The organism is Prevotella sp. P4-119 (assembly GCF_002251345.1).
In the GTDB taxonomy this organism is placed as follows: Bacteria; Bacteroidota; Bacteroidia; order Bacteroidales; family Bacteroidaceae; genus Prevotella.
In genome coordinates this window covers 1-19,185 of sequence record NZ_NPJB01000093.1, presented here as the reverse complement: position 1 = coordinate 19,185, position 19,185 = coordinate 1, and the positions used below count along the sequence as shown (strand labels likewise).

Here is a 19,185-nt window from a genome sequence, read left to right as displayed (position 1 = left end):
AACAAACTCATACGTTTGGTCACTGCTATGGTCCGAAATCGCCAAATTTTCTCACCAGAATATAAAATATCAGCATAAATTAAAAATAATGGTCAAAATATTTGGATTTTAACATAGAAAGCGGAAAAAGATTCTCGTTAAAGATTATTCTAAGGATTTTTGTTAAGATGTCGAGCCGTAAGGCGATCCATAATAAAACGCTCCTATAGAGCAACGTACTGTTGCGCATTTTGGTATGAGATTTTCGTTAAAGATTTTATTTCCGTCTAATTCCGTCTAAATTCCGATGATATATTTCTGGCCGTAGGCCATATTTTTATTAAAGATTTCCTCCAAAGATTTACCTATGGTTTGTTTTGTCGTGACTCAGCATAGTGAAAGCGAGCTCTCACTCTGTCTTCGCTACTCCAAAACATCTAGCCTTCAGGCTACCCAAAAAAAATCCACGGAACACACGGAGGACACGGAGAAAGATTTTCGTTAAAGATTTTGTTTTGCGTTACAGGCGTTACAGTTTGACAGTTGACAGTTTCCTAAACTCATTTTTGCGTTACAAGCGTTACAATATAACAATATAACAGTTTCCTAAACTCATTTTAGCGTTACTGTTGTTACAGTTACAGTTTTGAAAAAGCAAAAACAGGTGCGTTTAGACCTCATGAATCGTTCTTTGACGAAGGCCTGACTACAGAAAATAAAGACGAATGACAACTTTTTCTTCCCACATCTTCTCATCTTTCATTTTATTTTTATAAATTTGCATGGAAAATCGTAACACAGGGGAATTACTCCCCTATCATTCTTAAAACCCAAAAACTGTGCATCAGTCATGATGTCGTTGACCTGTCCCTGTGACATCTTGAAACCTTGCTTGCATCTCGCATGCAGTATTGGTTTGAATAAAACCGAAGCTATATGACGAAAGAGAATAAAGAAATGCTATTGAGCCTCATTCAACAACACAAGGAGTTAGGCGTTAGTGAGCAGATAGACTACGAAAAGTTCTATCTGTACTCTATCATCACGCACTCCACAGCCATCGAAGGTTCTACTGTTACAGAATTGGAAGCTCAACTGTTGTTTGATGAAGGCATCACATCACAAAAGCGCACCTTGGTAGAACAACTGATGAACCTTGACCTTAAAACAGCATACGACTATGGCATGAAGTGGATAAAACACCATGAAGCTATTACTGTAAATTGGCTAATCACACTTGCATCAAAGGTTATGGCTCGTACTGGAAGTGAATATCATTCTCTTGGGGGAGATTTCTCTGCAGCCAAAGGCGAATTAAGAAAACTGAATGTGACAGCAGGCTTTGGAGGAAAGTCATATATGTCGTACTTGAAAGTACCCTCAAGACTTGAAGCATTCTGTGAGGAACTGAACAAACGCCGTATGGCGATTGATAAGACAGATATTGCAGCTATCTATGAACTAAGCTTTTGGGCACATTTTGAATTGGTTTCCATTCACCCTTGGGCTGACGGTAATGGCAGAACATGCAGACTATTGATGAATTTGCTCCAAATAGAATATGGTGTGTTACCCACCAAAGTGCTTAGGGAGGATAAAGCTGAATATATTCAGGCTTTGATAGACACAAGAGAGAATGAAGATATTCAGATATTTCTGGACTGTATGACCCAATTGCATTGTAAGCATCTTAAATGGGATATCGACCAATTTATCAAGTCTATGACAGAGGAAATGGTCGATAAAATTGATTTTGCAGAGGAAATGGTCGATAAATGGTCGATAAAGCCAGCATTAGCTAAGAAATTGGCCGATATTTTAATCTTTGCAGACGGAAAGGATGAAATCACAACAGAGATCATCACCAAGCAATTTAACCTAACTCAAACAACTGCCAAACGTTACCTGCGCCAACTTACGGAGTTCGGCTATATCGAAGCACAAGGCGGCAATAAGAACAGAACGTATAAAAAGAAATAACGATATATGGCTAAGAATTTCGATTAATATGTCACAGGGACGGGTCAATGACATCAACACCAAGCGTTACAGTTGACAGTTGACAGTTTCCAAAAATGAATTTTTTGCGTTACAGATAACAAATAACAGATAACAGTTTGGGGAAAGCAAAAACAAGGGCCATTTTGACCTCCTGTATCATTCTTCGATAAAGGCCTGGCCAAAGAAAATAAAGATGAATATAATTTTTTCAGTCAACATCTTCGCAACTCTCATTTTATTTTTATAAATTTGCATGGAAAATCGTAAAACAGGGGAATTACTCTCCTATCATTCTTAAAACCCAAAAACTGTGCATCAGTCATGATGTCGTGGACCTGTCCCTGTGACATTGCATATATTATTGTTCACGATTTTGTTTATCTCACAAATTCAAAATACGGGCTCCCATCGTAATCATTGTTTCTACTTAGAAGTGGGTTATTGAGGAAGAACGATTCACGATATGTAGCCAAAGCTATTTCTGTCGTAGCATTAAGAGAGGGTCTTGTATAGATGCCTGCTGATGGGCGTTCTATGAATCCTGCTTCAACCAATGTTGGGATGCTGTAGTCAATTGCGTTTGATATGGCTTTATTGAATCCGTAAATTTCAGAAATCTTCTCTTCCAACAGTTTGCGAGATACCTGGTCTTGAACATGGAAGTATTTTCCGAGTATACACACCTCTTCATAACTGAAGGGAAAGGCTGAATTATAGAGTGCTGCTACAATAATGGCACGGTCTGCCTTATACTGCATAGCATTTAGCACTTGTTCCTTGTGTTCCATCAAGAAAGGGATGATAGCGTTCTTCTCTACCACTTTACTTAGCTCATTTACGGCTTTTTTCAAACGGTTCTCGCCTTGGAACTCGTATTCTGCAAGTGAGCGGGCAAACTCTTTGTTATATACACCATCAAAAACAGCTTTGAGTCCATTTTCAATTAGCGTTACAGATATTCTTTGGTTTATTCCTATTACTTTTCCCATTGTTATTTCTTTTCAATTTTTGCAAATGGCACTATCATTTCCAGGAAATGACAGCCACCATGTGTTACCTCATTCTCGCTCTTGAAGCATTTTCCAGTTCTCCACACAGCATAGTTACCACGAATGTACATGTCATCCTTTAAAGCTGGATTCTCATTGAAGAAAAACTTCAGATGCTCTTCTTTCGTGAATATAAGATGTCGTCCGCCACGGCTTTCATTGGTATAGAGCATAGCCTTTTCCTGTGCGTTTAACGTTCGCCATGCATGTGAATACACATTTCCGTGGTCGGCTGTAACATAAATGGTATAACCAGCATCATAAAGTTTCATGATGTCGGGTACGATTTCTACCAGTCTGTTTGATGTGAGGTCATACAAATCTTTCAGATCACGGCATCCGTGCATGTGATTGTCAAGACTTGTTGTGACATACCCATATCTGTTATACAATTCAGGATTAACTATGGAACCATTGTGTTCATACCATACTGTTGACGCAGGAACTTGCCGTTTCTTCCAATATTCAAACCACAGCTTACTCTCATTCTGCGGATTCTGCACATAAGAATCTTTGGGCATTTCACCACGAAATAAAGCCTGGCGTGAAAGCTTTGTAATGCTGGGCATCCATGCATAGCAGACATTGTCCACTGGCTCGATATCCTTTTCTGCCAGCATATCTTTTAGCATAAGGTATTGCCAATAAGACATACCATCTATAACGAAGAGAGCAACCTTATCAACATGTTCTTTATGAGCAGAATTGATGTGAGGCAACACTTTATATACCGAATAAGGACGGGTCAGATGACTTTTTGTGAGTAGTCCGATGTAATTGTTGTCTATAAACGATTGAAATTTTCCATTGATTTCGTCAATCAGAAATTCCATCTGAGGATACCTGCGGTTACTGATAGCAGAAAGTATATACCTACAAACCTTCTCCATTGTTTCTGCACTCAACCAGTCAAGTTGAATGCTGCGCACATTTTCACTAATCTTTTCAAGATCATAAACAGGCATATCTTCTAACACATACCCCATCTCCTCACGTGTTTGTGCTGCATTCAGATAACTATTCAACTTATTCTCGAAAAGGTGATGCAACACCGAGTAAGGTGGATTCCAACGAAATAGTTCTCCACGGTCATAACCCCACAAAACATCTGCTACACTGAATTCACAACAGAAAGCTTCTGCTTTGATATCTGGCAGAATTTCATCCAAATCATTGACAATATAGCAAAACCGTTCCCCGCTACCCTTATACCACCGTTCGTAATGAACACGAAGAGCCAATGGAGAATCAGCAAGCAGTGTCACACCAGCTTCCTTGATGAACATCTGCTGCGTATCAACACGACTGAGGAAACCATCAGTATTCTTGACAATACTGAGGTTACATCCCTGTCGGGTGATTTTCTGTAATATGGTCTCAACGAACTTATCCATCAATCTTAACGGTTAGAATATGTTTCACCTCTGGCACAACATGAGCAGATTTGCGGAATGTGTTCATCCATTCCTCTCTTTCTTCCTTTAACCGACGCATCTTGGCAAGACGAATATTTTCAATACCAATTCTACTCAGGCGTTGTTCTGTAAAGTCCAAAGCTCTCAGTTTTTTTTCTGCGATGGTTTGAAGTCCTGTCATAATGCCTTCCTCCATTCGGTGAAAGACTGCATAGAGATTAGTGTGCAACTGGGTGTTGTTTTCAAAGTCGAGGCATCCTGTCTCCCAAGACACTTGTTGAAAAGCATTTGCATCCTGCACCAGTTTATTCCACAGAGCATTGGCGTACGGGACAAATACGCGACCTTGGTCAGATACGAATTGTGCAGTATAAGTAACCTTCGATTCCCTCTCATTCAAGGCTGACACCTTCCAGATGGTAAGATAACCAGCCGTTTCCTTTCCATCAAAAGATTGAAGTACAGGAATCTTCCCTTGCATGCCAACATCCACTTCATTCAGTATTTGCTTGATAATCGGGTGCTGTAAGTTGAGTTGTTCAGCATCGGGATTATCAGCTGCCTTATCAGTATCGAAAACAGCTTTCAGAATATTGCCTTTTCCGAAATGGTATTCTGCGAAGCCCATCAGATTCTTACGCCATTGGAATCCATACGTCTGACAATAAAGCATCATCAAGTTTTCCAACCATATTGGCAATGGACTGTATTTCACCTCTGCTGCTGACCTGGCATTTATCTCGTCAGGAGAGATTGTAGGCAATGCTCCCTCTGTTGATTTGTAGTCATTCAGTTTTTGCTTGATGTCATACAGCCAACTTTCACTTGCAAACTCAAAGCGTTTGGGGTCAAGCAGCGATTGAAGATAGAGGTGATTGATTTTCTTAGCATCAATGGTGGAATCCAATACATCACTTGTTTTGTCAATGCCAAGTTCCTCCATTATGAGGTCCAGCTTCTCAACAATAATGTTATATATACGGTAATCAACACTATTGTTTGTCAACATATTATAGGCTTGCACCTCATACTTCTGTCCGATACGGTCCACACGACCGATTCTTTGTTCCAAAGCCATTGGGTTCCAAGGAAGGTCGTAATTGATGATGATATGGCAGAACTGCATGTTCAACGACTCTCCTGCCGCATCTGTTGCCACCAGCACATCAGATTCATCGCGGAAATGAACCAAAGCGTGGTGGCGTTCTTCCATAGACATGGAGCCATTGACCTTCTCACATTTCAAGCCCTGTTCATTCAATACACGAATCAGGAAATCCTGTGTCTGCCTAAACTCAGTAAATACCAAGACTTTGTTGTTTGCTTCTATACCACTGCTTCGCAAGGAGTATATTTTCTCAACTAAAGCAGTAGCCTTCGCATCGGTTTCCGAATTCCGACATTGTTCTGCTTCCTCAACGAGTTTTTGCAGCATCTCAATTTCTGTATTCAACTCTGAAGAAGTATGTTCCACAGAATAGTCACCTACATTTAATTCATCATCTTCATAATCCAATGAACCATCCAGACCGTATCCATCAAGTTCATCTTCATCCTCACCGTTCTCTAATCGAGAGAGTCGGGTACGAAGCGCAGAAAGCACAGCATCCGTACTGCTGCTTGCCAACTTCTGAAGCATCACCATCACCAATCCTGTAGCATTGCGTTTCGTAGATTTAGCCCTACCAAAGCAGATACGGACATAGTCTGTGATATGCTTATAGAGAGCAATCTGTGCCGCATGACGAACAGGGTCAAGTTGAACGTCAAAGCGAATGGTGGTACGCTCATTGAATAGTTTCTTTCCATCATAATCCACGGCAAAGCGTTTCTCACTTCGCATTACATATGGCTGTATCTCCTCAATGGACGGCATGCCTTCTCCAGAGAAAGCATCAGCATCCATCAGTTGCAACACACGTCGGAAGTGGTCACTCTTCCCTCTGTGAGGAGTAGCACTAAGTAATAAAAGATTAGGTACGGCATTACAAAGCACTTCTGCCATTTTAAAACGTGAAACAGAAGTGGAAGAGCCACCCATCTTGTGCGCCTCGTCGATGATGACCATATCAAAGTCGGCATTAACGACCATTTCCAAACGATACTTGTTATAAGCATCTACTCGTTCCTGGCTCCATCCTTGACGAGCTTCGATAGGCTTCAAGGCATCACTCGATACGATAATCTGATTGTGCTGTCGCCAGAAGTTTAGTTCTTCCTCTGCATCGAAACTGGCAAAGGTCTTAGCCATAGAAGTAATAAGGTCGCTATCGTAAATGACGAAGTTCTCTGCAAAGTGTTCCTTCATTTCCGATTGCCATTGCAGCATGGCTGATTTAGGAACGACAAGCAATATACGTTTTACTTCCCCGCGCAGTTTCTTCTCTTTTAGCACCAAACCAGCCTCGATGGTCTTACCCATACCTACCTCATCTGCAAGCATGAAACGAGTCTGTACTCCTTGCATCACTTTCTCCAGCACCAATATCTGGTGAGGAAGTGGTATGAGATTACTTTCGTATGGTGCCAAGATATGCTTCTCTGCAATCTCCTGCTTAATCTTTGTGGCAATGGCAATAAAACGAGCATAGGCCAACCCATTCTTAGACACGTCATCATCTTCCAATTCCTCTGCGAGGACCTGGGTGAATATGTCGGTGTCCAAGATATGGATCCAAAGTGTTTCTTTGTTAAACAACCTTTGGCGACCTATTATTTCTACGCTCTTACCTTTATATTTCATAAAAAAAGTAACTATCTGTTTTTTAGGCAATTATGCCTTTCTTTTCTTTTATCACTGTCATTTTCTTCTTTTTTCTGCCATTTTTTAAAAGAAAAGAATCTATGGAAGTGAATATCTTCTATATCTCCTTCCTCCGTTTGGTTTTATCTCTCCGTTTTTGGCCATTTCTCGCGTCATTCTCTCCAATTCCCCGAAATCAACGTCTGGCAGACGTTTGGCCATTTCAGCTAACAAACTGTCTGGATGGAATCTCAAATCCTCAATAATAAGCGCTTTGAGTCGGTAAGGTTCCATTGTTTTCAGGGTAGTTGTGAATTGCACCTTAGATCTTGCCACGAAATCTGCATTAATGGAATATTTAACACCCTTTCCTGTTCCCCGACTGTCGATGATACCGTTTGATAGCAGATCATCAACCCACGACCTGAGACGCTCACCATGAAGCAATTGTAGTTCACGGGCTAAATTAACAGCAGTAATGGTTCTGTGCTGTAGGATGATACCCAGTGAAATAAAGCATTTCTGGCTAATCTTATAATAGTCAGAAATATAGTCGCATAACCTTGATGCGTCTTTGGTAATGATGGTGCGACCTACAGTTACCTCAACATAGTCCTCTCCTTCTTCAACGATAGGTTTGTTCTTGCCTTCAGTCAGCAATGTTTCGTACATTAGGTCATATCCAGTACCCTCGGTTTCCATCAGATGAAGGTCATAGAAAACCTTTGCCAGATGCAAATTGCGCTTCTCAGTCTTCTGAAGAATATTGTTAACTGTGACTCCGATTGGCAACAGTCCGGGATTGGTAATGGTCATGTGGTTGGGGTAGATTTTGATGAAGATATCTCCACGAGTAGTGTAGGGACGATGCACGATGGCATTACACAGCAATTCTCGAACGACTTTTTCGTTGTATGCAGGAATGTTCTTACGCCATAGTCCATCCGATACTTCGTTGAATTCCTTCCATTCTGGTATTGACTCCCAGATGGCCTCTATCAGTTCTTTCGGATTATAGCGGTAGTCATCCCAAACCTTCTTATCCACTTTATTCTCCTTGGAATCATACTTGATATATTGCACAATAGGCGAATAAAGCAAACGTGCTCTTTGTTCAGGCTTTCCCAACCATAACACTCCCAAATTTGTCAAATAGCCAGAATCGTCTATCATCTGGTAATACGCCAGCATTTCCTCTTCCGACTTTGCCTTAACAAAATCTGACGCACGTTTTGACTCACGTACATCAATAATAAAGTTATGCAGCTTTTGCTCGTCAGCTTTTGTCCAATGGATATTCAGGGAAACTTTTGTTTCCCAGTTATACGATGGCCTGTCTGAGATAAGTCTGCTCAGTTCATCGGGTAGCAGCACCCGGCTTGCATCGTGGTCGCGAATTAGATATTGTCCTTTGGTCGTGCTTGCTATTGAAACCTTTGAGGGGAAAACATGCAGACAAATATACTGGCCGCCATTCTCGGCAGTAATCACCTCAGGACGGATGGCAACATTGAAAGTTAACTCGTTTATTCTCTTAACAATCTTCTCCGGGAGTGTCTCCGAAATGACCTGAGTGCTTTCCGGAAGACTGGAATCATCTTCTATGCCTATGCTGATAACACCACCATTGGCGTTAGCAAAGGCTACGCAGTCCTTTGCTAATTCGCCAAAGTTAGCTGTCCTTCCTGTCACAGTCTTTAATGACTTTTTGTCGAATTTTGAATTTTCTTCCATTGTTGAATTTTCTAATTGTTACACTTTGCTGCTTGCGATGTCGTAATATTGCAGGAGTATTTCGTCTTCCGTAAGCAGATTCTGTGGAATGCGGTCACCCACAAGGATGATGTCTGCAAAATTCTTGTCGCTGTAGCACTGTTTGAAACCTGCGCGAACTGCTTCCACGCGTACATCCTTCAACTTACCACGAGGTTTGCGGCAAACCTCAAGATATAGTTTGAACTCTTTAAGAAGTGCTTTGGTGCGGAGTTTTTCTAAATCGACATCGTCATTTACGTTTGCTAAACGCCATGTTCCATCTTCATTCTGAATAAAGTTCTCTTCAAGAAGGGTATCAAGTTCTGGGATAACATCCCCTTTTCGTACGCCAGCAATGGCTTTTGTCCAATTTGTGAATATGTCCTGACGGGTTTGCGGCTTATTCCTTAATTCGTTCTTAAGCCACTCTATTCCATTTGCTTCATCACTAACCATGATTCCCATTGGTACAAACTCTGGGGCTTTGAGTTTCTTTTCTTCATATTCCACAACTTGAGTTGCGGTAAAAAACATCCCATCACGTTCAGCATAACGTTCATGCAGTCCCCTCTGAAATTCTTGAGCATCCATAGGAATCGCAAAGCCTTTCTGAACGTAGTATGAGATTAATCGGTCATACAAAATCTTTGGATTTCGTTCAACAACAGATGTTGTGGCATTACCTTTTTCAATATGAACAGGTAAGTGAAGAAGATGTTCATCAATAAAATCCCACACATTTTCTTTTGAACCGCCTGTTTGAAAGAATTTATCAGTCAGTTTATCTGATGGCTTATAGCAAGTGATAACAAGATCTTGCTTAACGGCTGTTGTAGTGGTAACAGCTTTAAAAGAACCTTGCTTCTTATCTAGGGCAGCAACATTTGCGACAATAAATCCTACACCTTGCAATGCATTCTGAATAGAGTTCCAAACAGATGCAGAGGTGTTACTAAATTCCATGGTAAGCCACTTACCAGGTTTTAGTATTCTATAAAACTCTTTAAACGAACGATTCATTAACTGCTGATATTCAAAAATATTTTTATTTTGTCCTTGGATATCAACAATTGCCTCAGTTTTTTCATTTGTGAACACTCTTAACGTATTTTCGTTAATAATATTTAGTTGAGAATACATTAGGTTTGCACCAAAAGGTGGATCAACAAAAACATAATCAATAGAGTTGTCCTGTAGTGCTAACTTTGTTGCCGACTCGTTTGAAATAAGTCCATTTCCACGAGCGCCATAATCAATGGCATCAAAAGAGTTTACTTTTCTCCGTAACACATTAAAAGGATTTTGTTCAATGTATAAGGAAGGAATATATAATGTTCCTGACAATGACCCACCCTTTCTGTCTGGCTTAAATTTCCACATCTTGCTAACGTTCAACATTGTTGAAGTAAGAAGAGACAACAAATAAGTATCATTCTTCATCTGCTCATATATATAACTCAAAATTAACAGATTGCGATGTGTATAATAATTATGGGCATACAAAATACCACGATTATCATTTCGCCTAGCTTCAGAACCAGTCGGCATTCGGGTTATCTTAAGTGATGTTGGAACCTCAGACAAACATTTTGAATAAATATCAAAGTCAAAATTAGAAGCATCAATTTCACCTCGTTTATCTCCAGAATAGTTTACCCTAACTATTTCGAACACACTTTGTTGTATAACCTCATTTAATATGTTGTCATAAGAGGTTGAAAGATTCTGTTCAAGTTTGTTCTTTTTTAATGCTATTCCACACGAAGGACAAAAAAACTCTGAATTAATAATATTTCCTCCATTATGAACACTTTCTTTCCAAAGGTTTATTTTTGATTTGCAATGTGGACATATGAACGTTTCACTCCAAATATAATAGTTGACATCTACTTTTTGGCCATTTACATAACTTTTATATAACCAACCATACTTTTTCTCTGCCTTGTCAATAATTGATAAAGCGCGTTTTTTCCAAAGTTTCATATTATAATCGCAAGTGTAGGTCGCTGCTATATGAGTAGCAACTGGAGACAAATCGGAGCATATTCCATGACGGACTCCAACCTTTGCTTTTTTTTCCTTAAGAGCATCGACATCTTTTTTTGATCCACAAAGATTAGCAGCTACTCCTGTCATACCAGTGCCAGCAAATCCATCAAATACGATATCTCCAGGTTGTGTGTAGTGAAGTATGTATCGCATTATAGCAGGATGCGGCACCTTTGTATGATAGGAATGAGCCATATAAATTGGATTGTTTTTCCCTTCGCTCACATCGCTTGCATACGGCTCTTTTACCTCAAAGTTAGCCTTACGTTTGCCTTCACGTTGAAGTTCTTTTTTCTCTTCTTCCCACTGCGCAATAAAGTCATTAAGCCAGGGATTTGGGCAAGCCGTATAGTATGGAGGGTCGGAAAGGTTGATGATGTCATCATCCTCTCCAATAGGGAAACCCTCTATCTTGCGAAGCTCTGGCAAACGGCGACGCAGCTCTTCGCGGAAATACTGACGACGTTCCTCGTCGTTCTTAAATGTAAGACCGAAAACCGTCACAGGACCTTGCTCAACCTGTTCTTTTGGGTTGAGTTGGTCGAGATAATCGTCTGAGAAAAGTTTATCTGATGCCATAATGTCGCGTTATTTTATAATGATTCTTATATCTTCGTATTTTTTGCCTTGCTGCCTTTGCTCATTGATAATATCATCTATAAGAGCGGAAAGAGCATTGCGGGCAGATTCGATGTCAAGTGGCCGATTAAAACGAGACTTGAAGCTGTCCATTGTGAGTTCCACTACATTAAAGTTCGTGGAGAGCTTCTTTAATACCGTCAGCAGAGGATGAACATATTGGGCAGAAAGAGAGACATTACCAGACACAAACTCGTCGAACAATGTAGCCTCCTGCTGTGAAAGCATCTGCTTGTTCTGCTGTGCCATAGGGTCTTCCAATGCTGCCTTTATCTGCTCTTCCATACCAGCATGTATGACGGCAATCTCTTGTTTCAACTCTTTCAGATTTGGCTGAGGCTTGCCTCCTTCGGAAACAGGATTGAAGTTCTGGAAAGGAGTCTGCATGATAGTCTGCTTCGTCACGGTAGGAGAAGCAATGCGCACTCCATAATACTTCTGTATCCAAGAGTCATATTCGTATAAGCTGATGATACTCAGGTTCGCATCTGCCTGCACAGTCTGTGCTACTGTCTCTGCAACCTGTCGTTCAGGCATATTCTTGATAGACGTAAGCAATGTCTCTTCTGTGGCAGGAAGATGAGCAGCCACGTATGCAGCTAAATAGTAGTCGGCATAACGCTCCTTCAGTTGTTCAAGTTCCTGCATGTACTGTTTGCGCTGCGCATCGCCTTTGACAATAACATCGCTCAAACGATCTATAGCCGCTTCCATATCAGATTTTAATGCAGAATCAGCGACATAGCGTTTCGCCTCACTCAGATAGCTGATGATGAACTTAAACTTCTCTACTTCGTCCAACAGTTTCTCCCACTTCAGCAAGTCACCTTTGTCAGTGACAAGTTTCTCATGAATCTGTTCTTTGGTCCACTGAAGATTGCGGAGCTTGGCTTTCGTATTGTAATTGCGTACCTTATCACACAAACCTTTTAGAGCGTCCAAACGGTTACAGAGTACTGTACCATCGAAAGGACTCAACACTTCAACACCAGCAAGCATGAAACCATCACGGAGCTGATGAGAGATGGTGACAGACTTTGTTGCCAACTGCTGGGCTGCTGTAAGTAGATCGGCAAAGAAAGGAGAATCAGGGATGTCTATTTCAGCAGTACGGTCACTACCTAATAAGCCGAGGCTCAACTCACGAACCAATGGGATGTTAATGCCCTTTGGAGGAGCAATGTGCGAGAATGTGTTAAAGTCGTGGTGGTTGAGATTGACAATCTTTTCGATATTGCCAGCATTGATATGTGTACTATCGCCCAGGACTATCTCAATTTCTCCAAGCTGTGCCATAGCCGCCATTACGACAAACTCCAAGTCTGCCTCTATTTCGAAATCAATGGTGACATATTGCTCTTCATAGAACTGCTTCAATATATCAGAGCGATTGAGCACCTGTCCACCACGTTGTTCCAGTTTGTTCTTCAAGCTCTGAGCGTATTGAGAGTGGTCTGTTGAAAGATGACCATCAGTCCACAATCCAAGACCGTTCAAGATGGCAGTACCCAAACTGCTGGCAGATTGTGGAGTAGCAATAGCAATACGTGCCGCTTTTAATACATTCTCACGGTTTTTGTTTCCAAGAGGATATGGTAGGTTGGAGAACTTTGGGTAGTGCTTGCATTGTTCAGAGAAGAGGTTTTCAAGAATATCTGACGCCACATTGCTCAACATGCTCATCTTGTCCTCGCCTTGTGGATTAAGTGACGAAAGCGGATGCTTCTCACTATTGAACTCCACCATGCAACTTTGTAGGAACTCATTATTGAATTTTTCACGAGCAGACTTGAAGTACTCGTCTTTCACAACCTTATAGTTCGGCTTTTCTACAGAGCTGGCCCCATTGATAAGTGCCTGTGAAGCTCCATAGAGTGTAACTGCATCACGGAAATCTTGACTCAACGTATCGAAAAGGAAGAATATTCCGTCCTCTTCGGGTTGATGCTTTGCTGACTCCTTATCAAAGATTGGCATGAAGTACAAGTAGAAATGCTGCTTCGGCTGCGTTGTAGATTTGGCATTAGGATTGCCCATGAAGATATAGCCATCCAAACGGACATTGTGAGATTTCCAGTTAACGCTGTGATCCCATATTCGGAAGTTAGGACGATAAACAACCCAATCTACAGGCAAAATCTCTGCAAGGAAATCATAAAAGTATTCGTCTTTCACATTGTCAGACATCGTGGCAGCATAATTGATGACATTCTGCTTGTAATTGACACCACCCTCTATGCGCAAATGATACTCCAGATTTTCCTCATTGCGTTCAAAATATTGACCGATGGTTGCCTTTACAATGTTGTTAAGCGTTGTGGTGATGGAGAGGTCAACCAGTTCATCAAAGTTTGTTGCTATAGGGTCAACATAGCAAAGGTCATTGGCCAATGATTCTGCCAGCACACCATTTGTTTTGGTAAGGTCTGATTGCAATATCTTAATTGCTGATGCTGCCACAATACGATGTGCCAAAGGCTTCTTTGGTGAACGGCCGCCTGTAAAATAGTCATCTATCTTCTGGTCAACAAGTGATGTTATCTCTGATACCTTGCGAACATCAGGAATTGCCATCAAATCTTGTGTACGCAGCATATCCTCCCAATAGGAATCATAGCAAATTAAACCGGGTTCCTTCTCGGGAACATCTTTATCAAGCATCGTTTCAAAACGACGTGAAAGAACTTTCAACACTTCGCGCTGGTTTTTACCAACACGGATTTGCTGGAAGTTGTCAAAATAAGAAGGATGAACAGGATATAGATTGACAAAAGTATCAAGGTCGTGACTCAGGTCTGGAAACAACGTAATAAACTTTTGCAAATGTTCCTTAATGGCTTGCTGTTGATGAGCGTTTTTGCGCAAGAGACGTTCCTGCACAATGAACTGTACATCTGATTTCTCAATCTTCAAATCTGTATAACGATCGGCTACATGGCTAAGCATATCAGCAGCAAACTGGAATTCCGGTGCCTGGTATATCAGCTCCTGCACGCCAAATACCATACGGAATTTCGTACGGTCGGACATATGGCCAAGTGCTTGCAATACCTGAAGGTCACTCCCTAACAAATGGGGCTGAGCATGACCTTGCAAATAAGAAAGCATTTCGTCTATCACAAACATAAAGCCCTTATCTGGGTAAGATTCCTCAAATGCGGCAAGCATCTTCTCCAGTTTGTCATAGTAAGGTACAGGGCGATTATCCTCATAAATACTATAATCCACACCCCATTCTTCGAGATATTTGTCAATCTGATAGGTAATCATATCCCAAAGTGAATCTGTACCACTAATCTCGAAGCGCACCACCTTATAACGACCTGCGATTTTCTGCAAGCATTCCTTTGCTTTCTGGTTGTTGAGGAAATCAAGGTAATGTGCATCTTCTGCAATGATAGAAAAAAGCGACATCAAGTGAGATTTACCGGTTCCATAGTTACCTACCACTTGGATACCTCGTGTTTCTTGGGTAGAATCGAGGTCGAGTTCCCTACAAATACGCGGAATGATAAAGTTCTCGAATGCATTGGAGCAGACAAAAGTCTTAACTAGTCGGTCGCGGTAATCACCATCGTTGAGTTTGTCGAACTTTATGATCTCATCAACAGACTCAAATTGGATTAATTCTTTATATTTCATATGCTTGCCATTTTTTATAATTTCATGTAGTTAATTCCCTCTAACGAAACTGAATATTCACGGGAACATCCTTGGGTAAGGAAAAGATGGTTGTCCTGTACATGCCCTTTTCCTAAATCAAGAAGTAATATCATATTTTGTGACCACCTGTCAAGAAAGCCTTCCAAATCAATTTTCAAAAGCGGTTCAAACAAGATTCCGATGTTTGTTAGCGCAAGATACTCACCAAATTCTTCAGATTTACATATATGGGAACGAAGCAAGACATTAAGATGATCCTGTACTCGCATTGATAAGCGACGATCACTAATCTTGTCCTCAATAAAAGCACTTATCTCAAGGCCCACGTCAATGTAGTCAAAACCAACTATGCAATCATCTGATATGACTAGATGATTGCGCGATGGACTGGATAAGAATGCCTTCAGTATTCCCATTATATAGCAACAGAACTCCCAAGCCGTGTCTCGACAGGCGACCAAGCCCTTTTTACACAGCAAGGAAGTTCCATTATTCTTTTTATTTTGCCTTATGGCATTTTGTGGTCTTTATCGAGAATATCCGCAACCCAATTGAAGCACGAAATGGAAGCTTGCCCCATTCGTCTCTTCCTAAGAGACGGATATTTGAGCACAAAGATACTAATTTTCGGCCCAAATACACATTATTTAATAAGAAAACACGCTTTTGGCATATCATTTTTATACTTTGTTTAGCAAATCGCTATGCAAAACGCTCAAAAATCGTGGAATTTCAATGACTTTTTGTTTCTCTACGTCTCTTAGAAAGAGATTGAGAAATTTGCTAAACAAATTCTTGATAATGTCACAGGGACGGGTCAATGTCATCAATCCCAGGCGTTACAGTTGACTGTTTCTGAAAACGGTATTTTTTGCGTTACAGTTACAGTATTACAGTTTTGGGAAACGGTATTTTTTGGGTTGCTTCGCAAGAAATAATCTGTAATTCAGGGAGGCAGCAAACAAAATCTTTAACTAAAATCCTTGACGAGAATGCGCTCGAATACCTCGCTTCTGGGAAGGGTTTTATTTTGGATCGCCTACGGCTCGACATCTTAACTATAATCTTTAGAATTTAACTATAATCTTTACAAGAATAGTTAAAGATTTTTGATATCAGCCTGTCTAGGTAAATACTTTTGTCCTTACAGGACGTAGGTGTATATGTTACATCAAGTCCGCAGGGTGTTACCCTGGGCTAAGGAAGCCATTGGGCCTTCAGCCCGTTGTTGCTTGTATATCAAATCTTGCGAAGAATCCAAAAAAACATCCGTTTAAATTCCGATGATTGCTTAGAGTGTGCTCTGTGGATTTTTTTTTGGATCATACAAAAAACGAATGGGAAAGAGAAACTATTATTGCAATAATTTGCATTTTCAAACCCTTATGCGTAACTTTGCAAGTCGATGAAAGACGTAAAGAAGATTATATACACTGCATTGGCTGTTTGCTTGGTGCTATGCGGATGTAAAAACAAAGACGATGTCAACAGCCTTTTCAAAGAGGTTGTTGTCAACCGGAATATGGCACTGACTGATGCCCCACACAGCCCTGCATGCACCATCGATATCCAAGTGAAATACCTGGATGAAAAAAGCAAAAGGGCGGAACGCATCAATAACACCATAGAACAACGGATCTTCAATCTCCAACAACTGAGCATGCAACAGGCTGTTGACGCGTTTGTGAAGCAATACGCTGACAGCTATCGGGAAAACATGATGCCGCTCTACAGGGATGACCAACACGACACGGAACGACAGGGATGGTACGAATACCAGTATAAACTGGGAACGACAGTAACACCTGGACTGAACGATGCCATCGTCTATCGGGTGGAACTCATGACATACGAAGGCGGAGCACATCCTAACCACCAGACCATGGTGATGAACTTCGATGCTGACAGTGGACAACTGCTGAAACTCAACGATATCTTCGTGACGGGTTATGAGCAACCGCTCTGCGACATGCTCCTTTCGGAACTGATGCGCAAAACAAACTCGAAGAACATGGATGAGCTGCACGACAAGGGGTATCTGATGACCATGGACCTCTATGTGCCTGACAACTATATATTGGGCACAAAAGAGGTGACGTTCCACTATAATCCATACGAAATAGCACCATACGCCACGGGCGATACCGAACTGACGATTTCCTATGGACAACTCAAGGCTATAATGAAAAAACAATAAACGCTTCAATAATCAAGATGACAGACATTATATTCAAGTATTTCCCTGATCTCACCTCCAGACAGAAGGAGCAAGTCGAGGCGCTTGACGCACTCTATCGGGAGTGGAATGCGAAGATTAACGTGATATCACGTAAAGATATCGACAACCTCTACGAGCACCATGTGCTCCACTCGATGGCTATCGGGAAAGTGACGCACTTCACTCCCGGTTCTACCATTCTCGATTTCGGCACTGGTGGCGGATTTCCCGGTGTACCCCTCGCCATACTGTTCCCTGAATGCGACTTCAAGCTCATCGACGGTACGGGAAAGAAAATCCGCGTGGCGCAGGAGGTTTGCCAAGCTATAGGCCTGACCAACTGCCACCCTACCCACCTCCGGGGTGAAGAGGAAAAGGGCAAGTATGATTTTGTGGTGAGTCGCGCTGTCATGCCGTTGACTGACCTTTATAAAATAGTGAAGAAGAATATCTCACGCGATCAACGCAACAGTCTGCCCAACGGCATCATCTGTCTTAAGGGCGGGCATCTGGAAGAGGAAACAAAACCGTTCCGCAATATCGTGGAAATAACAGACATCAGTTCCTTCTTTGATGAGGAATGGTTTCAAGAGAAAAATATCGTATATCTGCCATGCTGAATATCCAACGCTTCACCTGCAACATGCTGCAGGAAAACTGTTATGTGGTCTATGACGAAACAAAAGAGTGTGTCATCATAGACTGTGGGGCTTTTTACCCTGAGGAGCATCAAGCCATCTCACGGTTCATCCACGACAACAAGCTGACGCCTGTGCACCTGATTGCCACCCACGGACATTTCGACCACAATATCGGTAATGATGTCATATACAAGGAGTTTAAACTGAAGGTTGAACTAAGGATTGAAGACCAGTCGCTCATAGAAAACCTGGCTGATCAGGCTTCGTCGATGCTCGGCATGTTGCTTCAAAAGGAGTACGCTCCAGTAGGACATTATTTTACTGATGGAGAAACGGTGACGTTTGGCAACCATTCCTTTACGATTCTTCACACACCTGGCCATACCCCAGGATCATGTGTGTTCTACTGCGAAGAAGAAAAGGTGGCGTTTACGGGCGACACGCTATTCAAACAGAGTATCGGACGTACTGACTTCCCTGGCGGTAGCTATGCGCAAATGAAGGAGAGTTTGAAACTGCTGCGCAGTCTGCCCGAAAGCACTATAATCTTATGTGGTCATGGGCCACAAACAAGTATGGCGGACGAGCTGCGCTCCAATCCCTATCTGATATACTAATCCATGGTGACTCCGGAAATGTATCACACGGAAGTCAATCATCGGATCTTAGACGGATGTTTTTGGGTAGCCTGAAGGCTAGAAATCTTTGGAGGAAATCTTTAATGAAATATGGCCTTTGGCCAGAAATAATATATCATTCACGATGGATGATAACGAGAATCTTTAACGAAAATCTCGACTGAAAATGCGCTCGAATGCCTCGCTTTTGGGAAGGGTTTTATTATGGATCGCCAACGGCTCGAAATCTAAACAAAACTTTTCAAGTATCTTTAACTAGAATCCGTGTTCTCCGTGTGGTCCGTGGATTTTTTGGGGGTTGCTTCGCAAGAAATCTTTGGGGGAAATCTTGTTTAAGATGTTGCCTACGGCAAGAAATATTTTAGGAAGATAACAATATTATTAAATAGATTTCT

11 protein-coding genes are annotated in these 19,185 nt (G+C 41.4%); 4 read left to right on the top strand and 7 right to left on the bottom strand.

Features of this window, described 5'->3' with window-relative positions:
• Positions 1 to 915 precede the first annotated feature (915 nt).
• The gene (locus CIK89_RS12110) at positions 916 to 1,959 is read left to right on the top strand and encodes a Fic family protein (protein WP_094391623.1); all 1,044 of its coding nucleotides are present in this window, start codon (positions 916 to 918) and stop codon (positions 1,957 to 1,959) included.
• Between the two features lie 398 nt (positions 1,960 to 2,357).
• Here the strand turns inward: CIK89_RS12110 and CIK89_RS12105 are convergent, their stop codons facing one another.
• The 7 genes from CIK89_RS12105 to CIK89_RS12075 form a co-directional block, all read right to left on the bottom strand.
• The gene (locus tag CIK89_RS12105) at positions 2,358 to 2,969 is read right to left on the bottom strand and encodes a hypothetical protein (protein WP_094391622.1); all 612 of its coding nucleotides are present in this window, start codon (positions 2,967 to 2,969) and stop codon (positions 2,358 to 2,360) included.
• 2 nt (positions 2,970 to 2,971) lie between these two features.
• The gene (locus CIK89_RS12100; protein WP_094391621.1) at positions 2,972 to 4,423 is read right to left on the bottom strand and encodes a PglZ domain-containing protein; all 1,452 of its coding nucleotides are present in this window, start codon (positions 4,421 to 4,423) and stop codon (positions 2,972 to 2,974) included.
• Entirely contained in the window at positions 4,416 to 7,187 is a 2,772-nt protein-coding gene (locus CIK89_RS12095) for a DEAD/DEAH box helicase (RefSeq protein ID WP_094391620.1), read from the bottom strand. The genes CIK89_RS12100 and CIK89_RS12095 overlap by 8 nt, the downstream gene beginning before the upstream one ends.
• Before the next feature lie 99 nt (positions 7,188 to 7,286).
• Positions 7,287 to 8,921: an ATP-binding protein gene (locus CIK89_RS12090; protein WP_094391619.1), complete on the bottom strand. Its 1,635-nt coding sequence runs from the start codon at positions 8,919 to 8,921 to the stop codon at positions 7,287 to 7,289.
• A gap of 18 nt (positions 8,922 to 8,939) precedes the next feature.
• Positions 8,940 to 11,570, bottom strand: coding sequence for a DNA methyltransferase (locus tag CIK89_RS12085; RefSeq protein WP_094391618.1), 2,631 nt, complete (start codon positions 11,568 to 11,570; stop codon positions 8,940 to 8,942).
• 9 nt (positions 11,571 to 11,579) lie between these two features.
• The gene (locus tag CIK89_RS12080; protein WP_094391617.1) at positions 11,580 to 15,272 is read right to left on the bottom strand and encodes a DUF6079 family protein; all 3,693 of its coding nucleotides are present in this window, start codon (positions 15,270 to 15,272) and stop codon (positions 11,580 to 11,582) included.
• 14 nt (positions 15,273 to 15,286) lie between these two features.
• Positions 15,287 to 15,709 carry a hypothetical protein gene (locus CIK89_RS12075; protein WP_094391616.1) on the bottom strand — a complete coding sequence of 141 codons (423 nt, stop codon included), beginning with the start codon at positions 15,707 to 15,709 and terminating at the stop codon, positions 15,287 to 15,289.
• 989 nt (positions 15,710 to 16,698) lie between these two features.
• Here CIK89_RS12075 and CIK89_RS12070 point away from each other — a divergent pair.
• Genes CIK89_RS12070 through CIK89_RS12060 form a run of 3 tightly spaced genes read left to right on the top strand, consistent with a single transcriptional unit; the run spans position 16,699 to position 18,769 of the window.
• Positions 16,699 to 17,490: an RsiV family protein gene (locus CIK89_RS12070; RefSeq protein ID WP_094391615.1), complete on the top strand. Its 792-nt coding sequence runs from the start codon at positions 16,699 to 16,701 to the stop codon at positions 17,488 to 17,490.
• A gap of 17 nt (positions 17,491 to 17,507) precedes the next feature.
• Positions 17,508 to 18,131 carry a 16S rRNA (guanine(527)-N(7))-methyltransferase RsmG gene (rsmG, locus tag CIK89_RS12065; protein WP_094391614.1) on the top strand — a complete coding sequence of 208 codons (624 nt, stop codon included), beginning with the start codon at positions 17,508 to 17,510 and terminating at the stop codon, positions 18,129 to 18,131.
• Positions 18,125 to 18,769, top strand: a complete 645-nt coding sequence (locus CIK89_RS12060) for an MBL fold metallo-hydrolase (protein ID WP_094391613.1) — start codon at positions 18,125 to 18,127, stop codon at positions 18,767 to 18,769. Before rsmG ends, CIK89_RS12060 begins: the two co-directional genes overlap by 7 nt.
• Positions 18,770 to 19,185 lie beyond the last annotated feature (416 nt).

Coding starts and splice junctions, on each gene's coding strand:
- CIK89_RS12110 (WP_094391623.1), top strand. CDS start 916: ATGACGAAAGAGAATAAAGAAATGCTATTGAGCCTCATTCAACAACAC.
- CIK89_RS12105 (WP_094391622.1), bottom strand. CDS start 2,969: ATGGGAAAAGTAATAGGAATAAACCAAAGAATATCTGTAACGCTAATT.
- CIK89_RS12100 (WP_094391621.1), bottom strand. CDS start 4,423: ATGGATAAGTTCGTTGAGACCATATTACAGAAAATCACCCGACAGGGA.
- CIK89_RS12095 (WP_094391620.1), bottom strand. CDS start 7,187: ATGAAATATAAAGGTAAGAGCGTAGAAATAATAGGTCGCCAAAGGTTG.
- CIK89_RS12090 (WP_094391619.1), bottom strand. CDS start 8,921: ATGGAAGAAAATTCAAAATTCGACAAAAAGTCATTAAAGACTGTGACA.
- CIK89_RS12085 (WP_094391618.1), bottom strand. CDS start 11,570: ATGGCATCAGATAAACTTTTCTCAGACGATTATCTCGACCAACTCAAC.
- CIK89_RS12080 (WP_094391617.1), bottom strand. CDS start 15,272: ATGAAATATAAAGAATTAATCCAATTTGAGTCTGTTGATGAGATCATA.
- CIK89_RS12075 (WP_094391616.1), bottom strand. CDS start 15,709: ATGGGAATACTGAAGGCATTCTTATCCAGTCCATCGCGCAATCATCTA.
- CIK89_RS12070 (WP_094391615.1), top strand. CDS start 16,699: ATGAAAGACGTAAAGAAGATTATATACACTGCATTGGCTGTTTGCTTG.
- rsmG (WP_094391614.1), top strand. CDS start 17,508: ATGACAGACATTATATTCAAGTATTTCCCTGATCTCACCTCCAGACAG.
- CIK89_RS12060 (WP_094391613.1), top strand. CDS start 18,125: ATGCTGAATATCCAACGCTTCACCTGCAACATGCTGCAGGAAAACTGT.